We start from the raw sequence: 21,189 nt of genomic DNA, 5'->3' as shown, positions 1-21,189 counted from the left end.
CTCAGAAGTGAAACGCCGTAGCGCCGATGGTAGTGTGGGGTCTCCCCATGCGAGAGTAGGGAACTGCCAGGCATCAAATTTAGTGTGCTGATATGGCTCAGTTGGTAGAGCGCACCCTTGGTAAGGGTGAGGTCCCCAGTTCGACTCTGGGTATCAGCACCAGTTTTTCGGTTAAAGTTCGGCACTTAGAAAAGAATTTGTCTGGCGGCTGTAGCGCGGTGGTCCCACCTGACCCCATGCCGAACTCAGAAGTGAAACGCCGTAGCGCCGATGGTAGTGTGGGGTCTCCCCATGCGAGAGTAGGGAACTGCCAGACATCAAATAAAAGCGAAAGGCCATCCGAAAGGATGGCCTTTTTGCGTTTATACGCGGAAATAAGCCGGAACTGTATCCGGCATATGGCTTTAATGAATAACCTGCGATAAAAACGCACGAGTGCGTTCAGATTTGGGGTGAGCAAAAAACTCATCCGGTGGTGCCTGTTCCACAATCTCGCCAAGATCCATAAAGATCACCCGGTCAGCTACTGTGCGGGCAAAGCCCATTTCATGGGTTACACATAGCATGGTCATGCCCGATTGTGCCAGACCTATCATGGTATCCAGCACTTCTTTTACCATTTCAGGATCCAACGCTGATGTGGGTTCATCAAATAACATGATTTTGGGTTTCATACACAGCGAGCGTGCAATGGCCACGCGCTGTTGTTGTCCACCAGAGATTTGCCCGGGATATTTATGCGCATGTTCGGCAATGCGGACCCGCTCGAGGTAGTGCATTGCCAGTACTTCAGCCTCTTTTTTCGGCATCTTTTGCACCCAGATAGGCGCCAGTGTGCAGTTTTGCAGGACAGTTAAATGAGGAAAGAGATTAAAGTGCTGAAAGACCATGCCAACTTCTTGTCGGACGCGCTCAATATTGCGGATGTCTTCATTGAGTTCAATCCCATCCACCACAATGCGTCCTTGCTGATGTTCTTCCAGATGGTTAATACAGCGGATAGTTGTCGATTTCCCCGAACCGGAAGGCCCGCATAATACGATGCGCTCTCCCTGTTTTACCTTCAGGTTGATGTTTTTCAGGACGTGAAACTGTCCGTACCATTTGTTGACGTTTTCCAGCGTAATCATCGCGTCGGTAGACGGCATTAATAATTGGCTCATAAATTCCTCAGTGCGGTGTACGCCCGGTGTTAAAACGTTTTTCCAGATGTTGGCTGTAACGCGACATACTGAAACAGAAGATCCAGTAAATCAGTGCAGCGAAAACATATCCTTCTGTCGACATACCCAGCCACGCAGGGTCCACAGTTGCTTGCTGCACGCTACTGAAGAGATCAAACAGACCGATGATAATGACCAGACTGGTATCCTTGAACAGGGCGATAATCGTGTTAACCAGGCCAGGGATAACCAGCTTGAGGGCTTGCGGAAGAATGACCAGCCCCTGAGTTTTCCAGTATCCTAACGCCAGTGATTCAGCGGCTTCATACTGACCTTTTGGTAGGGCTTGTAACCCTCCGCGAACCACTTCTGCGACATAGGCCGACTGGAAAAGAATAACGCCGACCAGGGCCCGGATAAGCTTGTCGATACTGGTTCCTTCGGACATAAACAGAGGAAGCATGACCGAGGACATAAACAGAACGGTAATCAACGGCACACCGCGCCAGAACTCAATGAAAATGACGGATAAAACCCGCACGACTGGCATATGGGAACGACGTCCCAGCGCCAGTAAAATGCCCCATGGAAGCGCGCCTGCAATCCCCACGGATGCGATAATTAGCGTCAGTGTTAATCCACCCCACTGCCGGGTTTCTACGCGCTCCAGCCCGAAAAAACCCCCATACATCAGCCACCAAACCACCACTGGATAAACGACGGCCCAGACAGCGATATAGCGGCCACGATGCGGGATTGTTTTCAAGAACATGGGAACGATAGACAGCAAACCAATTATCAGGGCCAGATTTACACGCCAGCGCTGATCGTGGGGATAAAGTCCATACATGAATTGCCCAAAGCGTTCATGAATGAACACCCAGCAGGCTCCGGCTTTGGTGCAGTCTGCTCGGGTTGAACCTACCCAGTTGGCCTGAAAGAATACCCAGTTCAACAGTGGCGGAAGAAATGACCAAATCAGCCATATGCATAGTAGGGTGAGCAGGCTATTTGACCAACTGGAGAACAGGTTTTTACGCACCCAGAGTAGGCTGCGGCTTGCCGGATTACTGTGCTGGCGTGAGGGGTGAGACAGCAGGGCTTTTGTCATCATGGCTCCTTAGCGCTCAATCAGTGCAATACGGCGGTTATAAATATTCATCAGCAAAGAAATACTCAGACTAATGATCAGGTATACCGACATGGTGATGGCGATCGTTTCAATGGCTTGCCCTGTTTGATTGAGTACCGTGCCGGCAAACAGTGAAACCATGTCCGGATAGCCAATGGCGGCCGCAAGAGAAGAGTTCTTGACGATATTCAGGTACTGGCTGGTCAGTGGGGGAATGATGACGCGTAGCGCCTGTGGGATGATTACCTGGCGTAGCGTCACCGGATTTGGCAGACCCAGCGAGCGTGCGGCTTCATGTTGGCCATAAGGAACGGCCTGAATTCCCGCCCGAATAATTTCTGCAATAAATGCCGAGGTGTACACCGAAAGCGCCAGAGTCAGTGCCGCCAGTTCGGGAATAAGCACCATACCGCCACGGAAGTTAAAACCACGAAGCGCGGGAATATCCCAGTGAAGCGCAGCGCCAAACATCCACTGTGAAATCACCGGTAAAAGTCCGATCAACGCCAGAGCCATGGGCCAGGTCCGACGTAGCTGGCCGGTTTTGGTCTGATGCATTCTGTTGAAGCGAAATAATCCGATGGTGACGACGATAGCGATAACGACAGCGGTGCAAAAGGCAAAAAAACCTTCTCCCATTTGCGGGGCTGGTATATAGAGCCCCCGGTTACTCAGGAACATCAAATCCAGTGCGTTAACAGCCTGGCGTGGGCCGGGCAGGTTACGTAATACAGCGAAATACCAGAAGAAGATCTGCAGCAGCGGCGGTATATTGCGGAACGTTTCGATGTAGATCGTCGAGAGTTTTCGCAATAACCAGTTATCTGACAGGCGTGCCAGTCCGAGAAAGAAACCGAGAATTGATGCGAAAACAATACATAATGCAGAAACTAATAGCGTATTGAGCAGGCCGACCACAAAGACACGACCATACGTATCGCCTTGCTCGTAATCAATCAGATGCTGGACAATACCAAATCCGGCACTGCGATCGAGAAAAGAAAACCCCGAGGTAATACCGCTATTGTTCAGGTTATTTATCGTGTTATGAATGAGATAGACCGCAATGCTGATAACCGCAATGACGGCGAGTATTTGAAATAACCAGGCGCGGACCGCAGGGTTAGAAAAGGATAACGATCCTTTTACGGTTGAGCGGCGATGGAACATAAGAAAACCTCAGTAACTATGACTCTGGGCTGAGCGCCGCAGTTGCGGCGCCCGTTACATCACTACGCATTAGCGCACCGGTGGCGCATATTGGATGCCACCGTTATTCCAGAGGTTGTTCTGTCCACGTTTGATCTTCAGCGGACTTTCCGATCCAACGTTACGTTCAAAGATCTCCGAATAGTTACCAACCTGCTTGATAATGTTGTAGGCCCATTTGTTATCAAGCTTCAGATCCTTGCCATAATCCCCTTCTTTACCTAACAGGTGAGCCATATCCGGAGTTGCCGGATTAGCCGCTTTTTCATCGACGTTTTTCGAGTTAACACCCATTTCTTCCGCATTCAGCATGGCGAACAGCGTCCAGCGAACAATGGAGAACCACTCATCGTCCCCACGACGTACGACAGGTCCCAGCGGTTCTTTAGAAATAACTTCTGGCAGGACGATCCACTCCGCAGGATTGCTCAGCTTGATGCGTAGGGCATACAGCTGAGACTGGTCGGAAGCCAGCGTATCGCAACGTCCAGATTCCAGAGCTTTGGCTGATTCATCCGAGCGGTCAAAGGTGACGGGGGTGTACTTCATATTGTTGGCTTTAAAGTAGTCGGCCACGTTCAGTTCGGTATCGGTTCCCGCCTGAATACAGACCGTTGCGCCATCCAGCTCTTTAGCGCTCTTCAGACCTGCTTTATTGTGGGTAAGAAAACCAATGCCGTCATAATACGTTACGCCAGTGAAGGACATACCCATACCGGCATCACGAGAGGAGGTCCACGTGGTATTACGAGAGAGCATGTCGACTTCACCAGACTGTAATGCAGTAAAGCGTTCCTTGGCGGTGAGCGGGGTATATTTTACTTTGCTATCATCGCCAAATACGGCGGAGGCAACGCCACGACATATATCAACATCAATACCCGAGAACTTGCCGCTTGCATCGGCATAAGAAAAGCCAGGCAAGCCGTCGCTGATCCCACATTGCACAAACCCTTTTTTCTTTACGGCATCAAGTGTTGCGCCGGCATGCGCCTGATTTGCAACAGCAAGCAGCACGCCGGCCGCAGCCAGGCTGGCGATTATCATCTTTTTCATAGAGCATCCTGTGTGGAGGAATTATTGTTATGGAAACGTTCTGAAAACGTCTTTTACCTGTCTGTGGCTTTGGCCATACTCTTTTAAGCAAAGGTAGTGCCAGTTTTTTGCGCCTGATTATTCGACGCAATATGCAGAGTGTAGACAGGAAAAAATAAATGCAGCGCCCTGAAGTGGTGCAAATTTGAAACGTAAGCCACATTTCGGCGCAAAAAATTTAAAAATCAGACAGGACGCGTGATAACGATTTCTGGCGTTAATATTAATGGCGTGAGAATAATGAAAAGAAACTGTGGTGTAACGAAAAACAGAAAAAATGCTAATTTTAAATCGTGGATGTGTGAGGGAAATCTATAATAATTTTATTATATGTCAGTCGCTATTAAGCAACGTTTTGTCTTATATGTAGATTTTATGCTTAGTGCTCAAAGCGCGGTAATAACCGCGCTTTTGAGATGATTTATTTGGTCAGGGCGACAATCCCAAGTGTCAGTCCGGCAACGGCTGCAGCACCACCGGCGATGGCTCCGGCTGTTTCCCAGTTATCCTGGGTAGTGCCTTTCATACAGGTATTGGTATGAACCAGGCGCCCCTGATCGTCGTATACAGGTACGCAAGGAGAATCGTGTGCACAGCCAGCCAGGAATGCGGTAAGCAATGCAACGGATATTAATCTTTTCATGGTGTTACCTCAAAATAAGCGTTTCGCTAATTAAGCAAAGACAAACGCTAAGCCATCTGCGAACTCGGTGATTATTTTACCACTTCTTAAAAAAGGACTGACATGAGGAATAATCTCAATTCATGTGGATTGTAAAAATAATGGATAAAAAGAAAGGTCGTAGGCGAGTTTAGAGGGATAGTTAAAATGAAATAAATGGCTATCTTACTAATAAATAAAGAGGAGCATCGTAGGTAAAAAAGGCGTCCGTAGACGCCTTTATTTTACAAATTAATCGTTGTGCCGACTAAAACGCCGTCTCACGACAACAAAGAAGACGGGGACGAAGAAGATAGCCAACAATGTTGCGGTCAGCATTCCTCCCATAACACCTGTACCGACCGCATTCTGTGCACCACTACCTGCTCCGTGACTGATAACCAGAGGCATAACCCCCAGAATAAAGGCCAGGGATGTCATCAGGATAGGACGAAGACGCATACGCGATGCCTCCAGCGTCGCTTCAATCAACCCCTTGCCTTCTTTATCCATCAGGTCTTTGGCAAACTCGACGATCAGGATGGCGTTCTTAGCCGAGAGGCCGATAGTGGTTAGTAAGCCAACCTGGAAATAAACATCGTTATTCATCCCGCGCAGTGATGCTGCTAACAATGCGCCTACAACACCGAGCGGTACAACCAGCATCACCGAGAACGGAATAGACCAGCTTTCATACAATGCGGCAAGGCAAAGGAATACTACGATTAACGAGATGGCATACAGCGCAGGCGCCTGGTTACCCGACAGCCTTTCCTGATAAGACATACCCGTCCAGTCATGACCAATACCATTCGGCAGTTTTTCCGCCAGACTTTCCATCAGCGCCATTGCTTCACCAGTGCTTCGCCCTGGTGCCGCTTCGCCCAGTATTTCCATGGATGGCATACCGTTGTAACGTTCCAGTCGCGGTGAACCATAAATCCAATGTGATGCACTGAACGCAGAGAACGGAACCATTTCGCCATTGGAGCTGCGGATATACAGATTATTGATGTCCGCTGGCAGCATGCGGTATTTTGCATCCCCCTGAACGTACACTTTTTTCACACGACCGCGGTCAATAAAGTCATTGACGTAATAGCCGCCCAGTGATGCGGAGATAGTTTCGTTGATATCCGACAGCGATACCCCCAGTGCCTGTGCTTTCTCCTGATCAACATCCAGCTTAAACTGCGGAGTATCTTCCAGTCCGTTAGGACGAACGCGAACCAACAGATCGGGGTGTTTAGCCACCATTCCCAGTAGTTGGTTACGCGCTTGCGTCAACGCCGTATGTCCCAGACCGCCCTGATCGATCAGCTCAAAATCGAAGCCGGTTGCGGTACCCAGTTCAACAATAGCGGGCATATTGAAGGGGAAGACTAACCCATCGCGGATCTGGCTGAACGCGCGTGTGGCGCGTGCAATGACCGCTTCAACACTATTTTCCTCGCCGCTACGTTCATTCCAGGGCTTGAGGCTAACGAATGCCAGACCTGAGTTTTGCCCCTGACCGCTGAAGCTAAAACCGTTAACCGTGAAGACGCTTTCGACGTTAGCTTTCTCATTGGTCAGGTAGTACTGAGTAACCTGATCCAGTACTTTCTGGGTGCGCTCTTGCGTAGCTCCTGCCGGAAGTTGAATCATTGTCATAAACACACCCTGATCCTCCTCTGGCAGGAAGGAGGTCGGCAGGCGCATAAACAGAACCGCCATTCCGATCACGATGATCAGATAGACGATAAGGTAACGCCCTGTTTTACGCACAATACCGCTGACGCTATTGGTATAGTGATTGACGCTGTGATCGAATTTGGCATTAAACCAGCCAAAGAAACCGCTTTTTTTCTCGTGATGTTCAGCCGATACCGGCTTCAACAACGTTGCACAAAGCGCAGGAGTCAGGATCAGCGCTACCAGTACAGAAAGCGCCATGGCGGAAACGATGGTAATGGAGAACTGCCGATAGATAGCCCCAGTTGAACCGCCAAAGAAGGCCATCGGGATAAATACCGCAGACAGCACCATGGCAATACCAACCAGTGCTCCCTGTATTTGTGACATGGACTTTTCCGTCGCCTCTTTAGGCGGCAGATTATCTTCCATCATCACGCGTTCCACGTTTTCCACCACCACTATCGCATCATCGACCAATAGACCGATGGCGAGCACCATGCCGAACATCGTCAGGGTGTTTATCGAGTAGCCAAACGCGGCAAGTACGGCGAATGTGCCCAACAATACGACGGGGACAGCGATGGTTGGAATGAGCGTTGCCCGGATGTTTTGCAGGAACAAATACATGACCAGGAACACCAGCACGATCGCTTCAAACAGCGTTTTTACCACTTCATGAATGGAGATGGTCACAAACGGCGTCGTGTCGTACGGGTAGACCACCTTCATTCCCTGCGGGAAGAATGGTTGCAGTTCAACCAGCTTGGCTTTGATAGCGTTCGCGGTATCCAGCGCGTTTGCCCCGGTTGCCAGCTTGATCCCAAGGCCGGATGCAGGCTTACCGTTAATACGCGCCACGACGTTGTAGTTTTCCCCACCCAACTCGATACGCGCGACGTCTTTCAGGTGAACAACCGAACCATCGCTGTTCACGCGTAAAGTCACTTTCCCGAACTCTTCAGGGTCTTTCAGTCGCGTTTGCGCAATGATAGAGGCGTTCAACTGCTGGTTAGGTAATGCAGGCGTCCCCCCTAACTGACCTGCGGCAATCTGATCGTTCTGTACCTTCAACTGATTGATCACATCAACTGGCGTGAGCTGATATTTGTTCAATAAGTTTGCATCCAGCCAGATGCGCATGGCGTACTGTGCACCAAACTGCTGCACGTCACCCACGCCATTCAGACGGCTGATTGAGTCTTTAACGTTCGAAGCGACGTAGTCGGAAATGTCATCCTGTGTGGTTTGGGGGTTGTCAGAAACAAAACCCGCGACCATCAAAAAGCTGCTACTCGATTTCTCGACGCTGATCCCTTGCTGCTGAACTTCTTGCGGCAGTAAGGGAGTGGCGAGCTGCAGTTTATTTTGCACCTGTACTTGCGCGATATCGGGATCGGTACCGGACTGGAAAGTCAGCGTAATAGTCACACTCCCGGCTGAGTCGCTGGTGGAGGACATATACATCAGGTTATCGATACCATTCATATTCTGTTCGATAACCTGTGTGACTGTATCCTGAACCGTCTGCGCATCTGCACCAGGATAGGTGGCAGAAATGGCGACCGCAGGAGGCGCAATGGTCGGGTACTGTGCCACGGGCAGTTGCATGATTGCCAGAGCGCCCGCCATCATCAGAATGATAGCCAGTACCCAGGCAAAGATAGGACGCCTGATAAAAAAGTTAGCCATGTCCGGTTACCTTATTGGGCTTTCGTGGCAGGAGTTTCGGTATCGGCGGTTGCTTTAACCTGAACGCCTGGACGTGCTTTCTGTAAGCCGCTCACGATAACTTTGTCACCCGGTTGTAGGCCTTCGCTGATGAGCCATTTGTCGCCAATGGCTTGTGCGGCAACGACTGCGCGAGACTCAACCTGACTCTTGTCATTGACGACCATTACGGTGGCATCGCCGCGAGGCGTACGCGTTACCCCCTGCTGCGGAACGAGAATGGCATTTGGCTGAACACCTTCATCAATGCGTGCGCGCACAAACATGCCCGGCAACAGCGTATGCTGTGGGTTAGGGAACACGGCTCTGAGGGTGATTGATCCGGTGCTTTCATCAACCGTCACATCAGAAAACTGCAAAGAGCCTTTTAGTGGGTATGACTGACCATTTTCCATCACCAGTTCGACTGTACTGCTGGCGCTGTCTTTATGCAGATTCCCTTGTTCAACAGACTGTTTGAGGCGCATAAAGTCGTTACTGGACTGTGTTACGTCGACGTAAATGGGATCGAGCTGTTGAACGGTAGCAAGCTCTGTAGCCTGGCCATTCGTGACTAATGCGCCCTCGGTGACGTTAGATTTACCGATGCGTCCGCTAATCGGCGATGTCACTTTTGTGTAGGCAAGATTGATACGCGCGCTTTCGACCGCCGCTTTTGCCGCGATCACGGAGGCATCGGCCTGACGAGCATCAGCAATTGCCTGATCGTACTCTTGCTGGCTGATGTACTTGGTGCCAACCAATGGCACATAGCGTTTTACCGTTAAATGCGCGATTGCAGCCGCCGCTTCACTCTTCGCCAGTTCACCTTTGGCGCTGTCATAGTCGGCCTGGTAAGTCGCGGGATCGATCTGATAAAGCGACTGTCCGGCGTCAATATCGCTTCCCTCAGTGAAATTCCGTTTAAGCACTATCCCGCTGACCTGGGGACGGACTTCTGCAATTCGGAATGCCGTTGTGCGCCCGGGTAATTCGGTCGTTACGGCTAAAGGAGCCTTTTCGACGACATGGACAGTCACCTGCGGTTCTGCGGGATGAGCTTGTGTTTCTCCCTGATCGTTACAACCGGCGAGTAATGCAGCGGAGACGATGATGAATGAGGGCAGGAGTGAAAACCTGGCATTTTTCGTCATTTCAATTCCTTAAAAAACCGAACGCTCGTTATTAACCGGGTAACGCAGGGGCGATAACGCGCACAAGAGAAAATAATAGTTGGCTATCCTACAAATTATTAGCTAGCGATGTAAGCAATACTTATTTATGGGTGCGATTCACGGCACGTAAAAGCAAAAATAGATTAATCGACTGCTGTTTCATTGTGGTGTTAATAGCAATACTATGATGCGTATAAACACAAATTGAAATAAGTATTTGGTTTGTGAATATATTGATTGTTGGTATTTGTTTTGTTTATTCGTGTGCAAAGTCAGTAATAATATTCTTTAGGGCTCGTTTAAATAAATGCTAAGTGATACATTTGTTCCATACCGCAAATATTAGATAAGAAAGTTAATCATTCTCTACCTTACCCTTACCTCAGACAGCTGAAACCATGGCCAGAAAAACGAAAGCTGATGCCCTCAAAACGCGGCAGCACCTGATAGAAACAGCGATTGTACAGTTTGCCGCACGTGGCGTAAGCAATACGACGCTAAACGACATTGCAGATGCCGCCAGTGTGACGCGGGGGGCGCTGTATTGGCATTTTGAAAACAAGACGCAATTGTTTAATGAACTATGGTTACAACAACCGCCATTGCGCGATCTTATTCAGGACCAGCTTATTGGCCGTTGGGGAGATAATCCTTTACAGCGACTGCGTGAAAAGTTAGTTGTGGGTTTGCAATATATTGCGCAGAATCCTCGCCAGCAGGCATTAATGCAGATTTTATATCATAAATGTGAATTCCATAACGATATGATATCGGAACAGGCTATTCGTGAAAAAATTGGTATCAATCATCTGGGTATGCGCATTGCCTTGCAGAAATGTATGGATGACGGACTTATCGCAACCAACCTTGATTTAGACGTTATAATAATTATTCTTCATGGGAGTTTTAGTGGCATTGTTAAAAACTGGCTCATTAATCCAATGAGTTATGATCTTTATAAACAAGCGCCAGTATTAGTTGATAATGTATTAAAAATGTTAAGCCCAGATGGTAGCGTAAGGCAATTAGCGCAGAGTGAGAGTCAGGTGGGGTAGTTTTAGCCGCCAGGCCTGACGGCTGCTGAAGTGGGGTTGGTGGCGCTATTCGAGGTCGACGCAGTTGACCAGCTTAAGGGGATTCACTGAGTTCATATTCCGGCACTTATCGTGCTCTGTTGTCATCAGCTCTATCCATTGGATGAGCAGCGCATCAAAAAGAAAAACGAATACTGCAAAAACAACCAGCCACCAATACTTACGAATCATTACCAAACCCTGTGTATTCATGCCCAAGCGTGCAGGGAATATACACGAAATCTGTAACCTGAAAAGCAGACTTACAATGCCTTTACTTTGTTGAAAGATCGCCGCTCTTTGCCGTCAATCGACTCTTTTTAGACAGGTTTTTTGTCTTACGTTTTTTCACCTTGGCAAGCTCAATTTCTGAAAAATGAGAACCGATACTCAGTCTTCTGAGCCCCATTTTTACGTATTCAACATTGATCTCAATCCCGACAAACTTGCGACCCAATTCCACGGCGGTGGCACCGGTGGTGAAGCTGCCGGCAAACGGATCCAGTACCCTGTCATCTGGGTTCGAGGATGCCAGAATTATACGCTCCAGGAGGGCTTTGGGTTTCTGGGTGGGGTGGTTTTCGTATTCGTCCATCAGATAGCGAACGCGTGGGAACTCCCAGACATTTCCCGGCACTTTTTTCTGATTGTATGGCTGTGGTGGATTTTTTCTGTAGTCTATTAGCGCGCGTTGAGCCCCGGTTTTGGCTTCAACCAGAATATCGTCACGATTAAATGTGTAGTTTTTCTGATCTTTTACCATCATCAGGATAGGTTCATACATCGAACCAAAGTAATTTTTAGCCTGTACCCCTGAGCTATCGTATGACCACACGATACGGCTCTTGATAGTAAAGAGCTGGCGGCATTTGAGGTCAATATACGGCATATTCTCCGTACTGTTCATGATGTACATGGTGCCGTGCGGTTTGAGAATGCGATGGCACTCGTCAATGCACTCAAACAGCCACGCCAGAAAAGCCTCTTCATCCCAGGACTCCACCATCCCGTCAAAATCTTTACCGATGTTATAAGGTGGATCGGCAAAAATGAGATCGACGCTTTCAGAAGGCAGTTTTTTCAGTTCGGTCAGTGCATCACCCAGGATTATCTTTTTAGATTCATCGCCAAAATAGACAGGTTCACATCTTGCGTTCATCGCCAAAGCCTCCCGTGTGAAGTTAATAAAAAAGGCGCTTCCCCATGCCGAGTAGCGCCTTTTAAAACAAACATTTAACTGATTAGTATCAGTTCATGCCGTATTTTTTCAGTTTTTTACGCAGCGTACCACGGTTGATGCCCATCATCAGGGCAGCACGGGTCTGGTTACCGCGGGTGTATTGCATCACCATGTCCAACAGGGGCTGTTCTACTTCAGCCAGTACCAGCTCATAGAGATCGTTAACATCCTGACCATTCAATTGAGCAAAATAGTTCTTCAGTGCCTGTTTAACCGAGTCACGCAGGGGCTTTTGAGTTACCTGGTCCTGAGAGTTAACGGTAGAAACGGTCAGTACGTCAGAATTTACGCGTTGTTCGAACATAGTTCTGTCAGCTCTTTATTTCTGTTTACGCAAAATTTTCGAAGTATGCCTCCAACGCCGCCAGCTGTTCGCTGGAATCTTCAATGGCGTTGAATGTGCGCCGAAACTGGTCATCCGGAGCGTGTTCCTGGAGATACCAGGATACGTGTTTACGCGCAATTCGGTACCCTTTTGCCTGACCATAAAAGTCGTGCAGTTCCCGAACGTGCGCACAAAGCAAGCGCTTCACCTCTGCCAGAGGCAGCGGGGGCAGCAGCTCCCCAGTGTCCAGATAATGCTGGATTTCCCGAAAGATCCAGGGTCTTCCCTGAGCTGCACGTCCTATCATCAGGGCATCCGCCCCCGTATAGTCGAGTACAGCTCTGGCTTTATGCGGGTCAGTAATGTCGCCATTCGCGATAATCGGAATGGAAACTTTCTGCTTAACTGCCCGAATACTGTCGTACTCAGCATCTCCATTGAACAAACAGGCGCGGGTGCGTCCATGAATGGTCAGAGCCTGAATGCCACAATCTTCAGCCAGTTGGGCAATCTCTACGCAGTTACGGTGTTCCGGAGCCCAGCCGGTGCGAATCTTGAGTGTGACAGGAACGTCCACTGCATTGACGACCTCGGTTAGTATCGACTTCACTAAATCCGGGTACTGCAAGAGGGCTGAACCTGCGAGCTTGCGATTCACTTTTTTAGCCGGACACCCCATATTGATATCAATAATCTGGGCGCCGCTTTCCACGTTAATACGTGCGGCATCGGCCATCTCAACAGGGTCGCTACCGGCAATTTGCACCGTGCGAATTCCTGGCTCATCAACGTGCACCATCCGTAAACGAGACTTGTCACTTTCCCAAACCTGCGGGTTAGAAGACATCATCTCGGATACCGTCAATCCTGCTCCCATCTCATAGCACAGCGTCCTGAATGGTCTGTCAGTGATGCCAGCCATAGGTGCTGCGATCAGGCGATTTCTGAGCTGGTATTGTCCGATGCGCATGAGTTAAGAAATGACCATACTGTGACTGCAAGGCGGCGTATATTACGCATTTTTCGCACGAGATGAAAGGCCAAACTTTGACCAATCCACTGAGGTGGATCAATGAATTGCCGTAAATGTGAACGCATGAAAATATTTAATCATATAAATCATTGCATTATAAAAATGTGTCTATTTTATATACACATATAATTTTGCGTAACTTCTCATTTTTTCTTCAGCTGCAGAAGGTACTGACAAGATATTCTGCTGAATTAATCAGCAAATTACCTCGCCATTGTGTGATCGCTACCTCATTTTAGTACAGGATCTCGGTATCCCCAGAATAGCTTTCCGTAATCTTGCGTTCATTCAACGGCTGCAGCGGGCGATTGTTTGCAGGCCCAACAGTGTAGTGAAATTTATCCAACTGTTCGGCTGAAAGAGCAACAGGCGTTTTCAGGACAGCCCAGGTAACGCCTTCGGTGCAGGGAGGCGTTGTTAGCGAACCACGGTAGCGCCAGTAGGTTTTATTGTCGGGTAAAAGCTGATTGATATTAACTGGTGAGAAGATGGGCATACTGCTGTCTTCCATGGCTGGAAAGGACTCCCACAAATTTTGAATCGCCTGGTTAGGTTCATCGACATCAAACATGACCGCTACGATGGCGATGTCTCCGTGTTGGTTTTTGTGGACTAACTGCAGCTCCAGCGGATAGGTTTTACCGTTAAGGGTATGTTCACTCGGGGCGTGAAAATCAAATTGTTTTAAATAATAAAGCGTTTCATCAATTTCAATGGAATTAGATGTATAGCTACTCATCGTTGCCTGCAACGTATGGTTAATGCTCCGAAATCTAGTTGGGCCATCGAAGTACTGCATGTTGAGCGCGGGAAGACCGAGTTTACTGGTTGTGGTGGTCTGGATGTCTATAGGGGATTGGTTTATGCCTGTCTGGCACGTTGCATACGCTTTGCTGATTTCTCCCCACCGTGCAGGGCCGGTCTCTCCGATATATCCCCATGATGCGGCAAGCGTTGTCAGGGGCATCAAGCATGCTGTTAGTAAAGTTGTTGTAAAACGATAGAAATGCATACGTACACTCAACGAAAACAATATAAAAATTAACAAAATCAATTGATTATTATATCGCTGAGGACAGTGTCGGTATGCTGGTCTATTGTCTGAAAAAGGCGTGGTCAGATAACCACGCCGGAAGGGATTATTTTTTCTGACCGGTAATGCGGCACCACTCTTCTTTCTCGATAACCGGATCGAGCGTAAAGAGATCGGCATAGGCTTCACAGACGCTTTCCGCTTGGCTGGCAAGAATACCAGAAAGCCCCAGTAGACCACCCTCAACGGGCAGTACGCTGATTAACGGCGCCAGTTCACGTAATGGGCCCGCGAGGATGTTGGCGACCACCACGTCGGCTTTCATGGCTTCTGGCTGGTCCTTCGGCAGATAAAGCTCCAGACGCTCAGAAACGCCATTACGCTGGGCGTTATCACGGCTGGCCTGAATCGCTTGTGGATCGATATCCACGCCGATGGCTTTCGCTGCACCCAGTTTCAATGCCGCAATGGCAAGAATGCCGGAGCCGCAGCCAAAGTCGATAACCGTTTTACCGTTAAGATCGAGACCGTCCAGCCATTGCAGGCACAGAGAGGTGGTGGGGTGCGTGCCTGTACCAAACGCCAGACCCGGATCCAGCATCACGTTGACAGCATTCTCATCCGGGACATCGCGCCAGCTCGGGCAAATCCACAGACGTTCGCCAAAGCGCATCGGGTGGAAGTTATCCATCCATTCGCGTTCCCAGTCTTTGTCTTCGAGCTGTTCGATTTTATGCACGAAGCCTTCACCCAGCAGCGGATGCTGTTCCAGGATGGCAACAACTTCTTTCATGTCGGTTTCTGCATCGAACAAGCCGATAACGTCGGTATCACCCCACAGGCGAGTCTCGCCCGGCAGAGGTTCAAATACCGGCGTATCATGCGTATCCTGGAAAGTAATGGAAACGGAGCCCGCTTCCATCAGCGCATCGCTCAACTCTTCAGCGTTGGCACCGGTCGTGTTCAGTTTCAGTTGGATCCATGGCATGGCAAAACTCTTTATTTATCAGTAGTCAATATGGCGACTTGCGGGACGGCGGAACCGAAACGGTTGCCGATCAGGAAAGCCAGCAAGCTTATCAGTAACGAGGGCACGATCGGATGGAAGCCCAGGAACTGAACGTTAAAGGTGGCGAGTAAAGCATAAAGCACGCCGCCGACAATCATCGCGCTCAATGCGCCTGACGCGTTTGCCCGCTCCCAGTAGAGGCCCAGCACCAGCGGCCACAGGAAGACGGCTTCCAGCCCGCCAAACGCCAGCAGATTCAGCCAGATAATCATCTCTGGTGGTTTCCAGGCGGCCAGCAACAGTAACGCGCCCAGCAACAGGGTAATCACTGCCGACATGCGCTTGAGCCGGGTTTCGTTTTCCAGCTGTTCCGGGCGAAGGTTCAGGTACAGATCCTTAATGATCGTAGCGGAACTTTGTAGCAATTGGGCATTGATCGTCGACATGATCGCAGCCATAGGGGCCGCGAGGAAAATCCCGGCAGCGACCGGCGGCAAGACTTTGACCATTAGCGTAGGGATAACCAGATCTGGTACCGTCAGGTCAGGGATTACCGCCCGTCCCAGAGCACCCGCCAGATGCATACCAAACATCAGGATCGCCACTACGATGGTGCCGATGATAATGCCGCGGTGTACCGCTTTACTGTCTTTATAAGAGATGCAGCGTACCGCCGTATGCGGCAGGCCAATCACGCCAAAGCATACCAGCACCCAGAATGAGGTCATAAACGTGGGTGACAAAATATCATCCGCGCCCTGCGGCGAGACCAGTTTAGGATCGATAGTCTGCAGGGTTACCACCGCATTGCTAAGGCCACCGGCAGCATGGACGACGCCGACCAACAAAACGATAGTACCAATCAGCATTACCATGCCTTGCATGGTGTCGTTCAGTACGCTGGCGCGAAATCCGCCGAACGCTGTATACAATGCGATACTGACGCCAAAGATCAGCAGACCGGTTTCGTAAGGAATGCCCGCGGCGGTTTCCAGCAAACGTGCGCCGCCAATAAACTGTACGGTCATTGCTCCGACAAACGCGACCAGCAGGCTAAGGCTCGCCAGCCACACCAGCAGGCGGCTCTGGTAGCGCGCAAACAGCATATCGTTGAGGGTAACAGCATTATAACGACGCGCCAGAATCGCGAATTTCTTACCAAGAATCCCCAATGAGAGCCAGACGGCAGGCAACTGGATCATCGCCAGCAGCACCCATCCCAGTCCGTATTTGTAAGCGGCGCCAGGACCGCCAATAAACGAGCTGGCGCTAATGTAGGTTGCCGTTAGCGTCATCGCTAACACGACCCCGCCCATGGAACGGCTGCCAAGGAAATATTCATTCAGGAAGGTACCGGTCACTCTCTTACGCATGGCGTAAACAGAAAGACCGAAGACCACCAGAAGATAGGCGACCAGCGGTAAAATAACTTCAAGCTGCATCGTCATCCTCCAACGAAATGTCGCGATAGATAAACTTCACCATCGCCCAGCACAGCACGATGAAAACCAGCGGTGTTAGCAGGCAGGCCATTTCGAACCAGTGCGGTAAGCCGGTAAAACCCAGCGTTGAATCAGGTAAGTAAGCGGCCACTAACCATGTGACCAGATATAAAAGGGTTAGCCACAGCGCCCAGCGCGCCTCTTTATGGGCCTGAACAAAACGAGCGTCCATTTTTTGTCCCTTGTGGATAAAGAAAGCGGGGATTGTACCTTATGGCACGTGCGGGAGGGGAGAAAAACAAAAGGCCGGAATTTCCGGCCTTTTTGGTTAACGCACGCTTACTTTTCCTGAAGTCCGAGTTTTTTCTCCAGATAGTGGATATTGGTTCCACCGTGCTGGAAGTGCTCGTCATTCATGATACGGATCTGCAGGTCAACGTTGGTTTTGATACCGTCGATGATCAGTTCCTGCAAGGCGTTTTTCATACGGGCGATAGCAACGTCGCGGTTTTCGCCATAGCAGATCAGCTTACCGATCATTGAGTCATAGTACGGAGGTACGGTGTAGCCTGCGTAAATATGAGACTCCCAACGCACACCAAAACCACCCGGCGCGTGGAAACGCGTGATTTTACCCGGGCTTGGCAGGAAGGTGTTCGGGTCTTCGGCATTGATACGGCATTCTACCGCATGGCCTTTAACCACAACTTCGTCCTGCTTGATGGACAGCGGTTGACCCGCTGCGATGCGCAGTTGCTCTTTGATCAGGTCAACGCCGGTGATCATTTCGGTTACCGGGTGTTCAACCTGAATACGGGTGTTCATCTCAATGAAGTAGAACTCGCCGTTTTCGAACAGGAACTCGAAAGTACCCGCCCCGCGATAGCCGATATCAACACAGGCTTTGGCGCAACGCTCACCGATGTAGCGACGCAGTTCCGGAGTAATGCCCGGTGCTGGTGCTTCTTCGACAACTTTCTGGTGACGACGCTGCATGGAGCAGTCACGCTCTGCCAGATAAATTGCGTTACCCTGACCGTCTGCCAGCACCTGAATCTCGATGTGGCGTGGGTTTTCCAGGTACTTCTCCATGTAAACCATGTCGTTGTTGAAAGCCGCTTTTGCTTCCGCTTTGGTCATGGAGATGGATTGTGCCAGTTCGGCATCGCTACGCACGACGCGCATACCGCGACCGCCGCCGCCGCCGGAGGCTTTGATGATAACCGGATAACCGATGCGTTTAGCATGAGCGCGGTTAGCGTCCATGTCATCACCCAGCGGGCCGTCAGAGCCTGGGACTGTTGGCACACCTGCTTTCTTCATCGCGGTGATTGCGGACACTTTGTCACCCATCAGGCGGATGGTGTCGGCTTTCGGGCCGATGAAGATAAAGCCGGAACGTTCTACCTGTTCAGCAAAGTTGGCGTTCTCAGAGAGGAAGCCATAACCCGGGTGAATTGCCACCGCGCCGGTGATTTCAGCAGCGCTAATGATAGCCGGGATGTTCAGATAGCTTTTTACGGATGCTGCCGGGCCAATACAGACCGTCTCATCCGCCAGCAATACGTGTTTTAAATCGCGATCCGCGCTTGAATGCACCGCGACAGTCTTGATGCCCAGTTCTTTACAGGCACGAAGAATACGCAAGGCAATCTCGCCGCGGTTGGCGATAACAATTTTATCCAACATGTTCGCCTCGTTATTCGATGACGACCAGCGGCTCGTCAAATTCTACCGGTTGACCGCTTTCTACCAGAATCGCTTTAATTACGCCGGATTTGTCGGCTTCGATCTGGTTCATCATTTTCATGGCTTCAACGATGCACAGGGTATCGCCCGCATTCACTTTCTGGCCGATTTCGATGAACGCTTTCGCATCCGGGCTCGGGGTGCGGTAGAACGTACCAACCATTGGGGAGCGTACGATGTGACCACTGATTTCCGCTGCTGCCGGAGCTTCCATACTTGGAGAGGCAGTTTGTGCGACAGCGTTAGACAGAGCTGGCTGCTGCATCACTGGTGCAGCATAAGCCTGTTGCATCATCGGAAAACTTGCAGCTGGCGCTGCACGGCTGATGCGTACAGATTCTTCGCCTTCAGAAATTTCCAGTTCGGAGATGCCTGATTCTTCAACCAGCTCGATCAGTTTTTTAATCTTACGAATATCCATGAGTGGGTTCCGTACTCTTTGTTTAGTGAGATTGTGACAAGCGTTTTACCGCCGTCTGTATAGCATTTTTATAACAGTGAGTGACAAGATGCCACGCATCTCAGGCGCTGCACTGGGTGCTGCTGCCATTAAATGAGATTGCCAGACTTGTTAGTCATTGTGCGGCTATCTTCTGCCATTTTCGGGTAAAAGACAAAATATACCTTCAATACGCGATTGTCACCCTTTCCGCGCTTTAAAAACGCTACCGGGGATAGCAAAGTCGCACATTATAACTATTTCGTAGCAATTGGCAGCTAAATACTGGTCTTATCAGGGAAGATAATCAACCGTTAACATGTAAAGAAAATCGGATCGTCCGTGTTTTGCAACGCACTGCACATAACGTGAAACTACCGCCACCACTGGCGAAACTTCTTGTAACGGCACGCTAACAGCACCGCCGCGAGCGCTGCATAAATAATCGGTTGAGGGGAGATAATTTTTACCGACCACAGATAATGTATGGGTGCCAGGATCGCCACAAGATAGACGAAGTTGTGCAGATACTGCCATTTTTTACCCAGCATTCTCTGTGCAGCTTGCGTAGACGTTAAGGTGAGGGCGAATAATATGACCCAGCTAGCAATGCCCAATGTTAAATAAGGTCGCGTAAGTAATTCCCGCCCTAATAACGCCAGATTATTAATGCCCAGCTCGAGTAACGCGTAGCTGGTTAAATGCAGCGTTGCCCAGGCGAAACACCATAGCCCTAACAGACGACGTGTGCGTATCAATAATGGCTGTTTAGCGTAGCGCGTGAGTGGAGAGACCAGCAAGGTCGCCAGCAAGAATTTCAGAGCTGTCCTACCGGTAAAGTGCTGGATATCTTTGACCGGATCGGCGCTCAGGCCGCCGTGATTTACCGCCCAAAATAGCCAGACAAACGGCAATAAACCGGCAAGATGCAGGCAAACTTTCAGCCCGATAATGTGCTTTGCGGTCAGACGCACTTAAAAATTCTCCTGCAAATTGAGTCCGCGATACAGTGACGCAACCTCTTCGGCATAGCCGTTAAACATCAGCGTGGGCTGACGCTGTACGTCCAGGATACCGCCTGCGCCAATAAAACGCTCAGTGGCCTGGGACCAGCGGGGGTGATCGACATGCGGATTCACGTTGGCATAAAATCCGTATTCATTGGGCGCGGCCAGATTCCAGGTTGTCGGAGGGCGTTCGCGCGTGAGTTTGATACTCACGATCGACTTAATGCCTTTAAATCCATATTTCCACGGCACAATTAAGCGAATGGGCGCGCCATTTTGTGGCGGAAGGGTCTTACCATAAACCCCCACAGTAAGCAGTGTGAGTGGGTGCATTGCTTCATCCAGACGCAGTCCTTCAACATAGGGATATTTTAGCCCGCCGCCAATAAAGCGATCTTTCTGTCCCGGCATATCATCCGGTGCGTATAGCGTTTCGAACGCGACATACTTTGCGTTGCTGGTGGGTTCAACCTGCGCCAGCAGTTTATGTAACGGAAAGCCAATCCACGGCACGACCATTGACCAGGCTTCCACGCAGCGCATCCGATAAATCCGTTCTTCCAGCGGGAAACGGGCGGTCAGCGCATCGTGATCGAGGGTGAGTGGTTTTGCCACCTCGCCACTGATTTGCAACGTCCACGGATCGGTTTTCAGGCTGCCTGCATTGGCTGCCGGATCCGCTTTATCGAGACCGAACTCGTAGAAGTTGTTGTAGCCAGAAACCTTATCCGCAGGCGTTAAAGGAAGTGAATTTTGCCAGGCTGCGGGCTTACTGAAATCAAGCGGCTTACCTGCAGGTGCGGGCGGGCGGTCATTACCCTTAAACCAACTCAGAAGGTCAGCCTGTGCAGGGTGGGGTAAAGACAACGCGGCTGCGCTGATCCCTAGTGCTTTCAGCACCTGGCGACGCTGCATAAAAAAAGCCGACTCGTCAGTGACGTCGGCTTCTGTAAATGGACGTAATTTCTTCATAACAGACTCCCGGCTTATACGTCATAACTGACAGGGGACGCGTAGTTA

20 protein-coding genes, 1 tRNA gene and 1 rRNA gene are annotated in these 21,189 nt (G+C 50.0%); 3 read left to right on the top strand and 19 right to left on the bottom strand.

What is annotated here, in order from left to right:
- Positions 1 to 86: 86 nt before the first annotated feature.
- A tRNA-Thr gene (locus tag OGV71_RS20805) sits at positions 87 to 162 on the top strand.
- Positions 163 to 200: 38 nt separating this feature from the next.
- Positions 201 to 316: ribosomal RNA gene (gene rrf / locus OGV71_RS20800) — 5S ribosomal RNA — on the top strand.
- 88 nt (positions 317 to 404) lie between these two features.
- On the opposite strand, the gene OGV71_RS20795 is transcribed toward rrf, so the two are convergent.
- From OGV71_RS20795 to OGV71_RS20765, 7 genes are all read right to left on the bottom strand, one after another.
- Positions 405 to 1,163, bottom strand: coding sequence for an amino acid ABC transporter ATP-binding protein (locus OGV71_RS20795; protein ID WP_003025300.1), 759 nt, complete (start codon positions 1,161 to 1,163; stop codon positions 405 to 407).
- A 7-nt stretch (positions 1,164 to 1,170) separates the two neighbouring features.
- Positions 1,171 to 2,274: an amino acid ABC transporter permease gene (locus tag OGV71_RS20790; protein ID WP_032950347.1), complete on the bottom strand. Its 1,104-nt coding sequence runs from the start codon at positions 2,272 to 2,274 to the stop codon at positions 1,171 to 1,173.
- Positions 2,275 to 2,283: 9 nt separating this feature from the next.
- Positions 2,284 to 3,465, bottom strand: a complete 1,182-nt coding sequence (locus OGV71_RS20785; RefSeq protein WP_032950346.1) for an amino acid ABC transporter permease — start codon at positions 3,463 to 3,465, stop codon at positions 2,284 to 2,286.
- A 69-nt stretch (positions 3,466 to 3,534) separates the two neighbouring features.
- Positions 3,535 to 4,560 (bottom strand): amino acid ABC transporter substrate-binding protein, encoded by a 1,026-nt coding sequence (locus OGV71_RS20780; RefSeq protein ID WP_057064879.1) that lies wholly within the window; start codon positions 4,558 to 4,560, stop codon positions 3,535 to 3,537.
- A gap of 460 nt (positions 4,561 to 5,020) precedes the next feature.
- On the bottom strand, positions 5,021 to 5,242 hold the full coding sequence (locus OGV71_RS20775; RefSeq protein WP_003025292.1) for a lipoprotein: 222 nt from the start codon (positions 5,240 to 5,242) through the stop codon (positions 5,021 to 5,023).
- Between the two features lie 270 nt (positions 5,243 to 5,512).
- Positions 5,513 to 8,626, bottom strand: coding sequence for an efflux RND transporter permease subunit (locus OGV71_RS20770; RefSeq protein WP_204583225.1), 3,114 nt, complete (start codon positions 8,624 to 8,626; stop codon positions 5,513 to 5,515).
- Positions 8,627 to 8,637: 11 nt separating this feature from the next.
- The gene (locus OGV71_RS20765; protein WP_204583226.1) at positions 8,638 to 9,798 is read right to left on the bottom strand and encodes an efflux RND transporter periplasmic adaptor subunit; all 1,161 of its coding nucleotides are present in this window, start codon (positions 9,796 to 9,798) and stop codon (positions 8,638 to 8,640) included.
- A 419-nt stretch (positions 9,799 to 10,217) separates the two neighbouring features.
- On the opposite strand from OGV71_RS20765, the gene envR reads away from it, so the two are divergent.
- A complete protein-coding gene (gene envR / locus OGV71_RS20760) occupies positions 10,218 to 10,874 on the top strand; it encodes an acrEF/envCD operon transcriptional regulator (RefSeq protein WP_204583227.1) in 657 nt (218 codons plus the stop codon).
- 45 nt (positions 10,875 to 10,919) lie between these two features.
- On the opposite strand, the gene OGV71_RS20755 is transcribed toward envR, so the two are convergent.
- From OGV71_RS20755 to msrP, 12 genes are all read right to left on the bottom strand, one after another.
- A complete protein-coding gene (locus OGV71_RS20755; protein ID WP_003025279.1) occupies positions 10,920 to 11,084 on the bottom strand; it encodes a DUF2556 family protein in 165 nt (54 codons plus the stop codon).
- Positions 11,085 to 11,166: 82 nt separating this feature from the next.
- Positions 11,167 to 12,051 carry an adenine-specific DNA-methyltransferase gene (yhdJ, locus tag OGV71_RS20750; RefSeq protein WP_003844806.1) on the bottom strand — a complete coding sequence of 295 codons (885 nt, stop codon included), beginning with the start codon at positions 12,049 to 12,051 and terminating at the stop codon, positions 11,167 to 11,169.
- Positions 12,052 to 12,139: 88 nt separating this feature from the next.
- Positions 12,140 to 12,436 (bottom strand): DNA-binding transcriptional regulator Fis, encoded by a 297-nt coding sequence (gene fis / locus OGV71_RS20745; RefSeq protein ID WP_000462905.1) that lies wholly within the window; start codon positions 12,434 to 12,436, stop codon positions 12,140 to 12,142.
- Between the two features lie 25 nt (positions 12,437 to 12,461).
- Positions 12,462 to 13,427, bottom strand: a complete 966-nt coding sequence (dusB, locus tag OGV71_RS20740) for a tRNA dihydrouridine synthase DusB (protein WP_003025224.1) — start codon at positions 13,425 to 13,427, stop codon at positions 12,462 to 12,464.
- 298 nt (positions 13,428 to 13,725) lie between these two features.
- The gene (locus tag OGV71_RS20735; protein ID WP_204583228.1) at positions 13,726 to 14,502 is read right to left on the bottom strand and encodes a carbonic anhydrase; all 777 of its coding nucleotides are present in this window, start codon (positions 14,500 to 14,502) and stop codon (positions 13,726 to 13,728) included.
- A 127-nt stretch (positions 14,503 to 14,629) separates the two neighbouring features.
- Positions 14,630 to 15,511 (bottom strand): 50S ribosomal protein L11 methyltransferase, encoded by an 882-nt coding sequence (gene prmA, locus OGV71_RS20730; protein WP_003839878.1) that lies wholly within the window; start codon positions 15,509 to 15,511, stop codon positions 14,630 to 14,632.
- An 11-nt stretch (positions 15,512 to 15,522) separates the two neighbouring features.
- Positions 15,523 to 16,974 (bottom strand): sodium/pantothenate symporter, encoded by a 1,452-nt coding sequence (gene panF / locus OGV71_RS20725; protein WP_071697440.1) that lies wholly within the window; start codon positions 16,972 to 16,974, stop codon positions 15,523 to 15,525.
- Positions 16,964 to 17,206: a YhdT family protein gene (locus OGV71_RS20720; RefSeq protein ID WP_044714552.1), complete on the bottom strand. Its 243-nt coding sequence runs from the start codon at positions 17,204 to 17,206 to the stop codon at positions 16,964 to 16,966. Before OGV71_RS20720 ends, panF begins: the two co-directional genes overlap by 11 nt.
- Positions 17,207 to 17,313: 107 nt before the next feature.
- Positions 17,314 to 18,663 (bottom strand): acetyl-CoA carboxylase biotin carboxylase subunit, encoded by a 1,350-nt coding sequence (gene accC / locus OGV71_RS20715; protein ID WP_003025213.1) that lies wholly within the window; start codon positions 18,661 to 18,663, stop codon positions 17,314 to 17,316.
- A gap of 10 nt (positions 18,664 to 18,673) precedes the next feature.
- A complete protein-coding gene (gene accB / locus OGV71_RS20710) occupies positions 18,674 to 19,144 on the bottom strand; it encodes an acetyl-CoA carboxylase biotin carboxyl carrier protein (protein WP_204583229.1) in 471 nt (156 codons plus the stop codon).
- A gap of 392 nt (positions 19,145 to 19,536) precedes the next feature.
- Entirely contained in the window at positions 19,537 to 20,136 is a 600-nt protein-coding gene (msrQ, locus tag OGV71_RS20705; protein WP_057063162.1) for a protein-methionine-sulfoxide reductase heme-binding subunit MsrQ, read from the bottom strand.
- On the bottom strand, positions 20,137 to 21,141 hold the full coding sequence (gene msrP / locus OGV71_RS20700; protein WP_204583230.1) for a protein-methionine-sulfoxide reductase catalytic subunit MsrP: 1,005 nt from the start codon (positions 21,139 to 21,141) through the stop codon (positions 20,137 to 20,139).
- Between the last annotated feature and the right edge of the window lie 48 nt (positions 21,142 to 21,189).

The sequence above is a fragment of the Citrobacter sp. Cf088 genome (assembly GCF_030334295.1).
Taxonomy (GTDB): Bacteria; Pseudomonadota; Gammaproteobacteria; order Enterobacterales; family Enterobacteriaceae; genus Citrobacter; species Citrobacter freundii.
The sequence above is the reverse complement of the archived record's forward strand: the minus strand, read 5'-3'. Positions and strand labels throughout refer to the sequence as shown.

Excerpts from the sequence above, each read along its gene's own strand:
- OGV71_RS20795 (WP_003025300.1), bottom strand. The coding sequence starts at position 1,163 with ATGAGCCAATTATTAATGCCGTCTACCGACGCGATGATTACGCTGGAA.
- OGV71_RS20790 (WP_032950347.1), bottom strand. The coding sequence starts at position 2,274 with ATGACAAAAGCCCTGCTGTCTCACCCCTCACGCCAGCACAGTAATCCG.
- OGV71_RS20785 (WP_032950346.1), bottom strand. The coding sequence starts at position 3,465 with ATGTTCCATCGCCGCTCAACCGTAAAAGGATCGTTATCCTTTTCTAAC.
- OGV71_RS20780 (WP_057064879.1), bottom strand. The coding sequence starts at position 4,560 with ATGAAAAAGATGATAATCGCCAGCCTGGCTGCGGCCGGCGTGCTGCTT.
- OGV71_RS20775 (WP_003025292.1), bottom strand. The coding sequence starts at position 5,242 with ATGAAAAGATTAATATCCGTTGCATTGCTTACCGCATTCCTGGCTGGC.
- OGV71_RS20770 (WP_204583225.1), bottom strand. The coding sequence starts at position 8,626 with ATGGCTAACTTTTTTATCAGGCGTCCTATCTTTGCCTGGGTACTGGCT.
- OGV71_RS20765 (WP_204583226.1), bottom strand. The coding sequence starts at position 9,798 with ATGACGAAAAATGCCAGGTTTTCACTCCTGCCCTCATTCATCATCGTC.
- envR (WP_204583227.1), top strand. The coding sequence starts at position 10,218 with ATGGCCAGAAAAACGAAAGCTGATGCCCTCAAAACGCGGCAGCACCTG.
- OGV71_RS20755 (WP_003025279.1), bottom strand. The coding sequence starts at position 11,084 with ATGATTCGTAAGTATTGGTGGCTGGTTGTTTTTGCAGTATTCGTTTTT.
- yhdJ (WP_003844806.1), bottom strand. The coding sequence starts at position 12,051 with ATGAACGCAAGATGTGAACCTGTCTATTTTGGCGATGAATCTAAAAAG.
- fis (WP_000462905.1), bottom strand. The coding sequence starts at position 12,436 with ATGTTCGAACAACGCGTAAATTCTGACGTACTGACCGTTTCTACCGTT.
- dusB (WP_003025224.1), bottom strand. The coding sequence starts at position 13,427 with ATGCGCATCGGACAATACCAGCTCAGAAATCGCCTGATCGCAGCACCT.
- OGV71_RS20735 (WP_204583228.1), bottom strand. The coding sequence starts at position 14,502 with ATGCATTTCTATCGTTTTACAACAACTTTACTAACAGCATGCTTGATG.
- prmA (WP_003839878.1), bottom strand. The coding sequence starts at position 15,511 with ATGCCATGGATCCAACTGAAACTGAACACGACCGGTGCCAACGCTGAA.
- panF (WP_071697440.1), bottom strand. The coding sequence starts at position 16,974 with ATGCAGCTTGAAGTTATTTTACCGCTGGTCGCCTATCTTCTGGTGGTC.
- OGV71_RS20720 (WP_044714552.1), bottom strand. The coding sequence starts at position 17,206 with ATGGACGCTCGTTTTGTTCAGGCCCATAAAGAGGCGCGCTGGGCGCTG.
- accC (WP_003025213.1), bottom strand. The coding sequence starts at position 18,663 with ATGTTGGATAAAATTGTTATCGCCAACCGCGGCGAGATTGCCTTGCGT.
- accB (WP_204583229.1), bottom strand. The coding sequence starts at position 19,144 with ATGGATATTCGTAAGATTAAAAAACTGATCGAGCTGGTTGAAGAATCA.
- msrP (WP_204583230.1), bottom strand. The coding sequence starts at position 21,141 with ATGAAGAAATTACGTCCATTTACAGAAGCCGACGTCACTGACGAGTCG.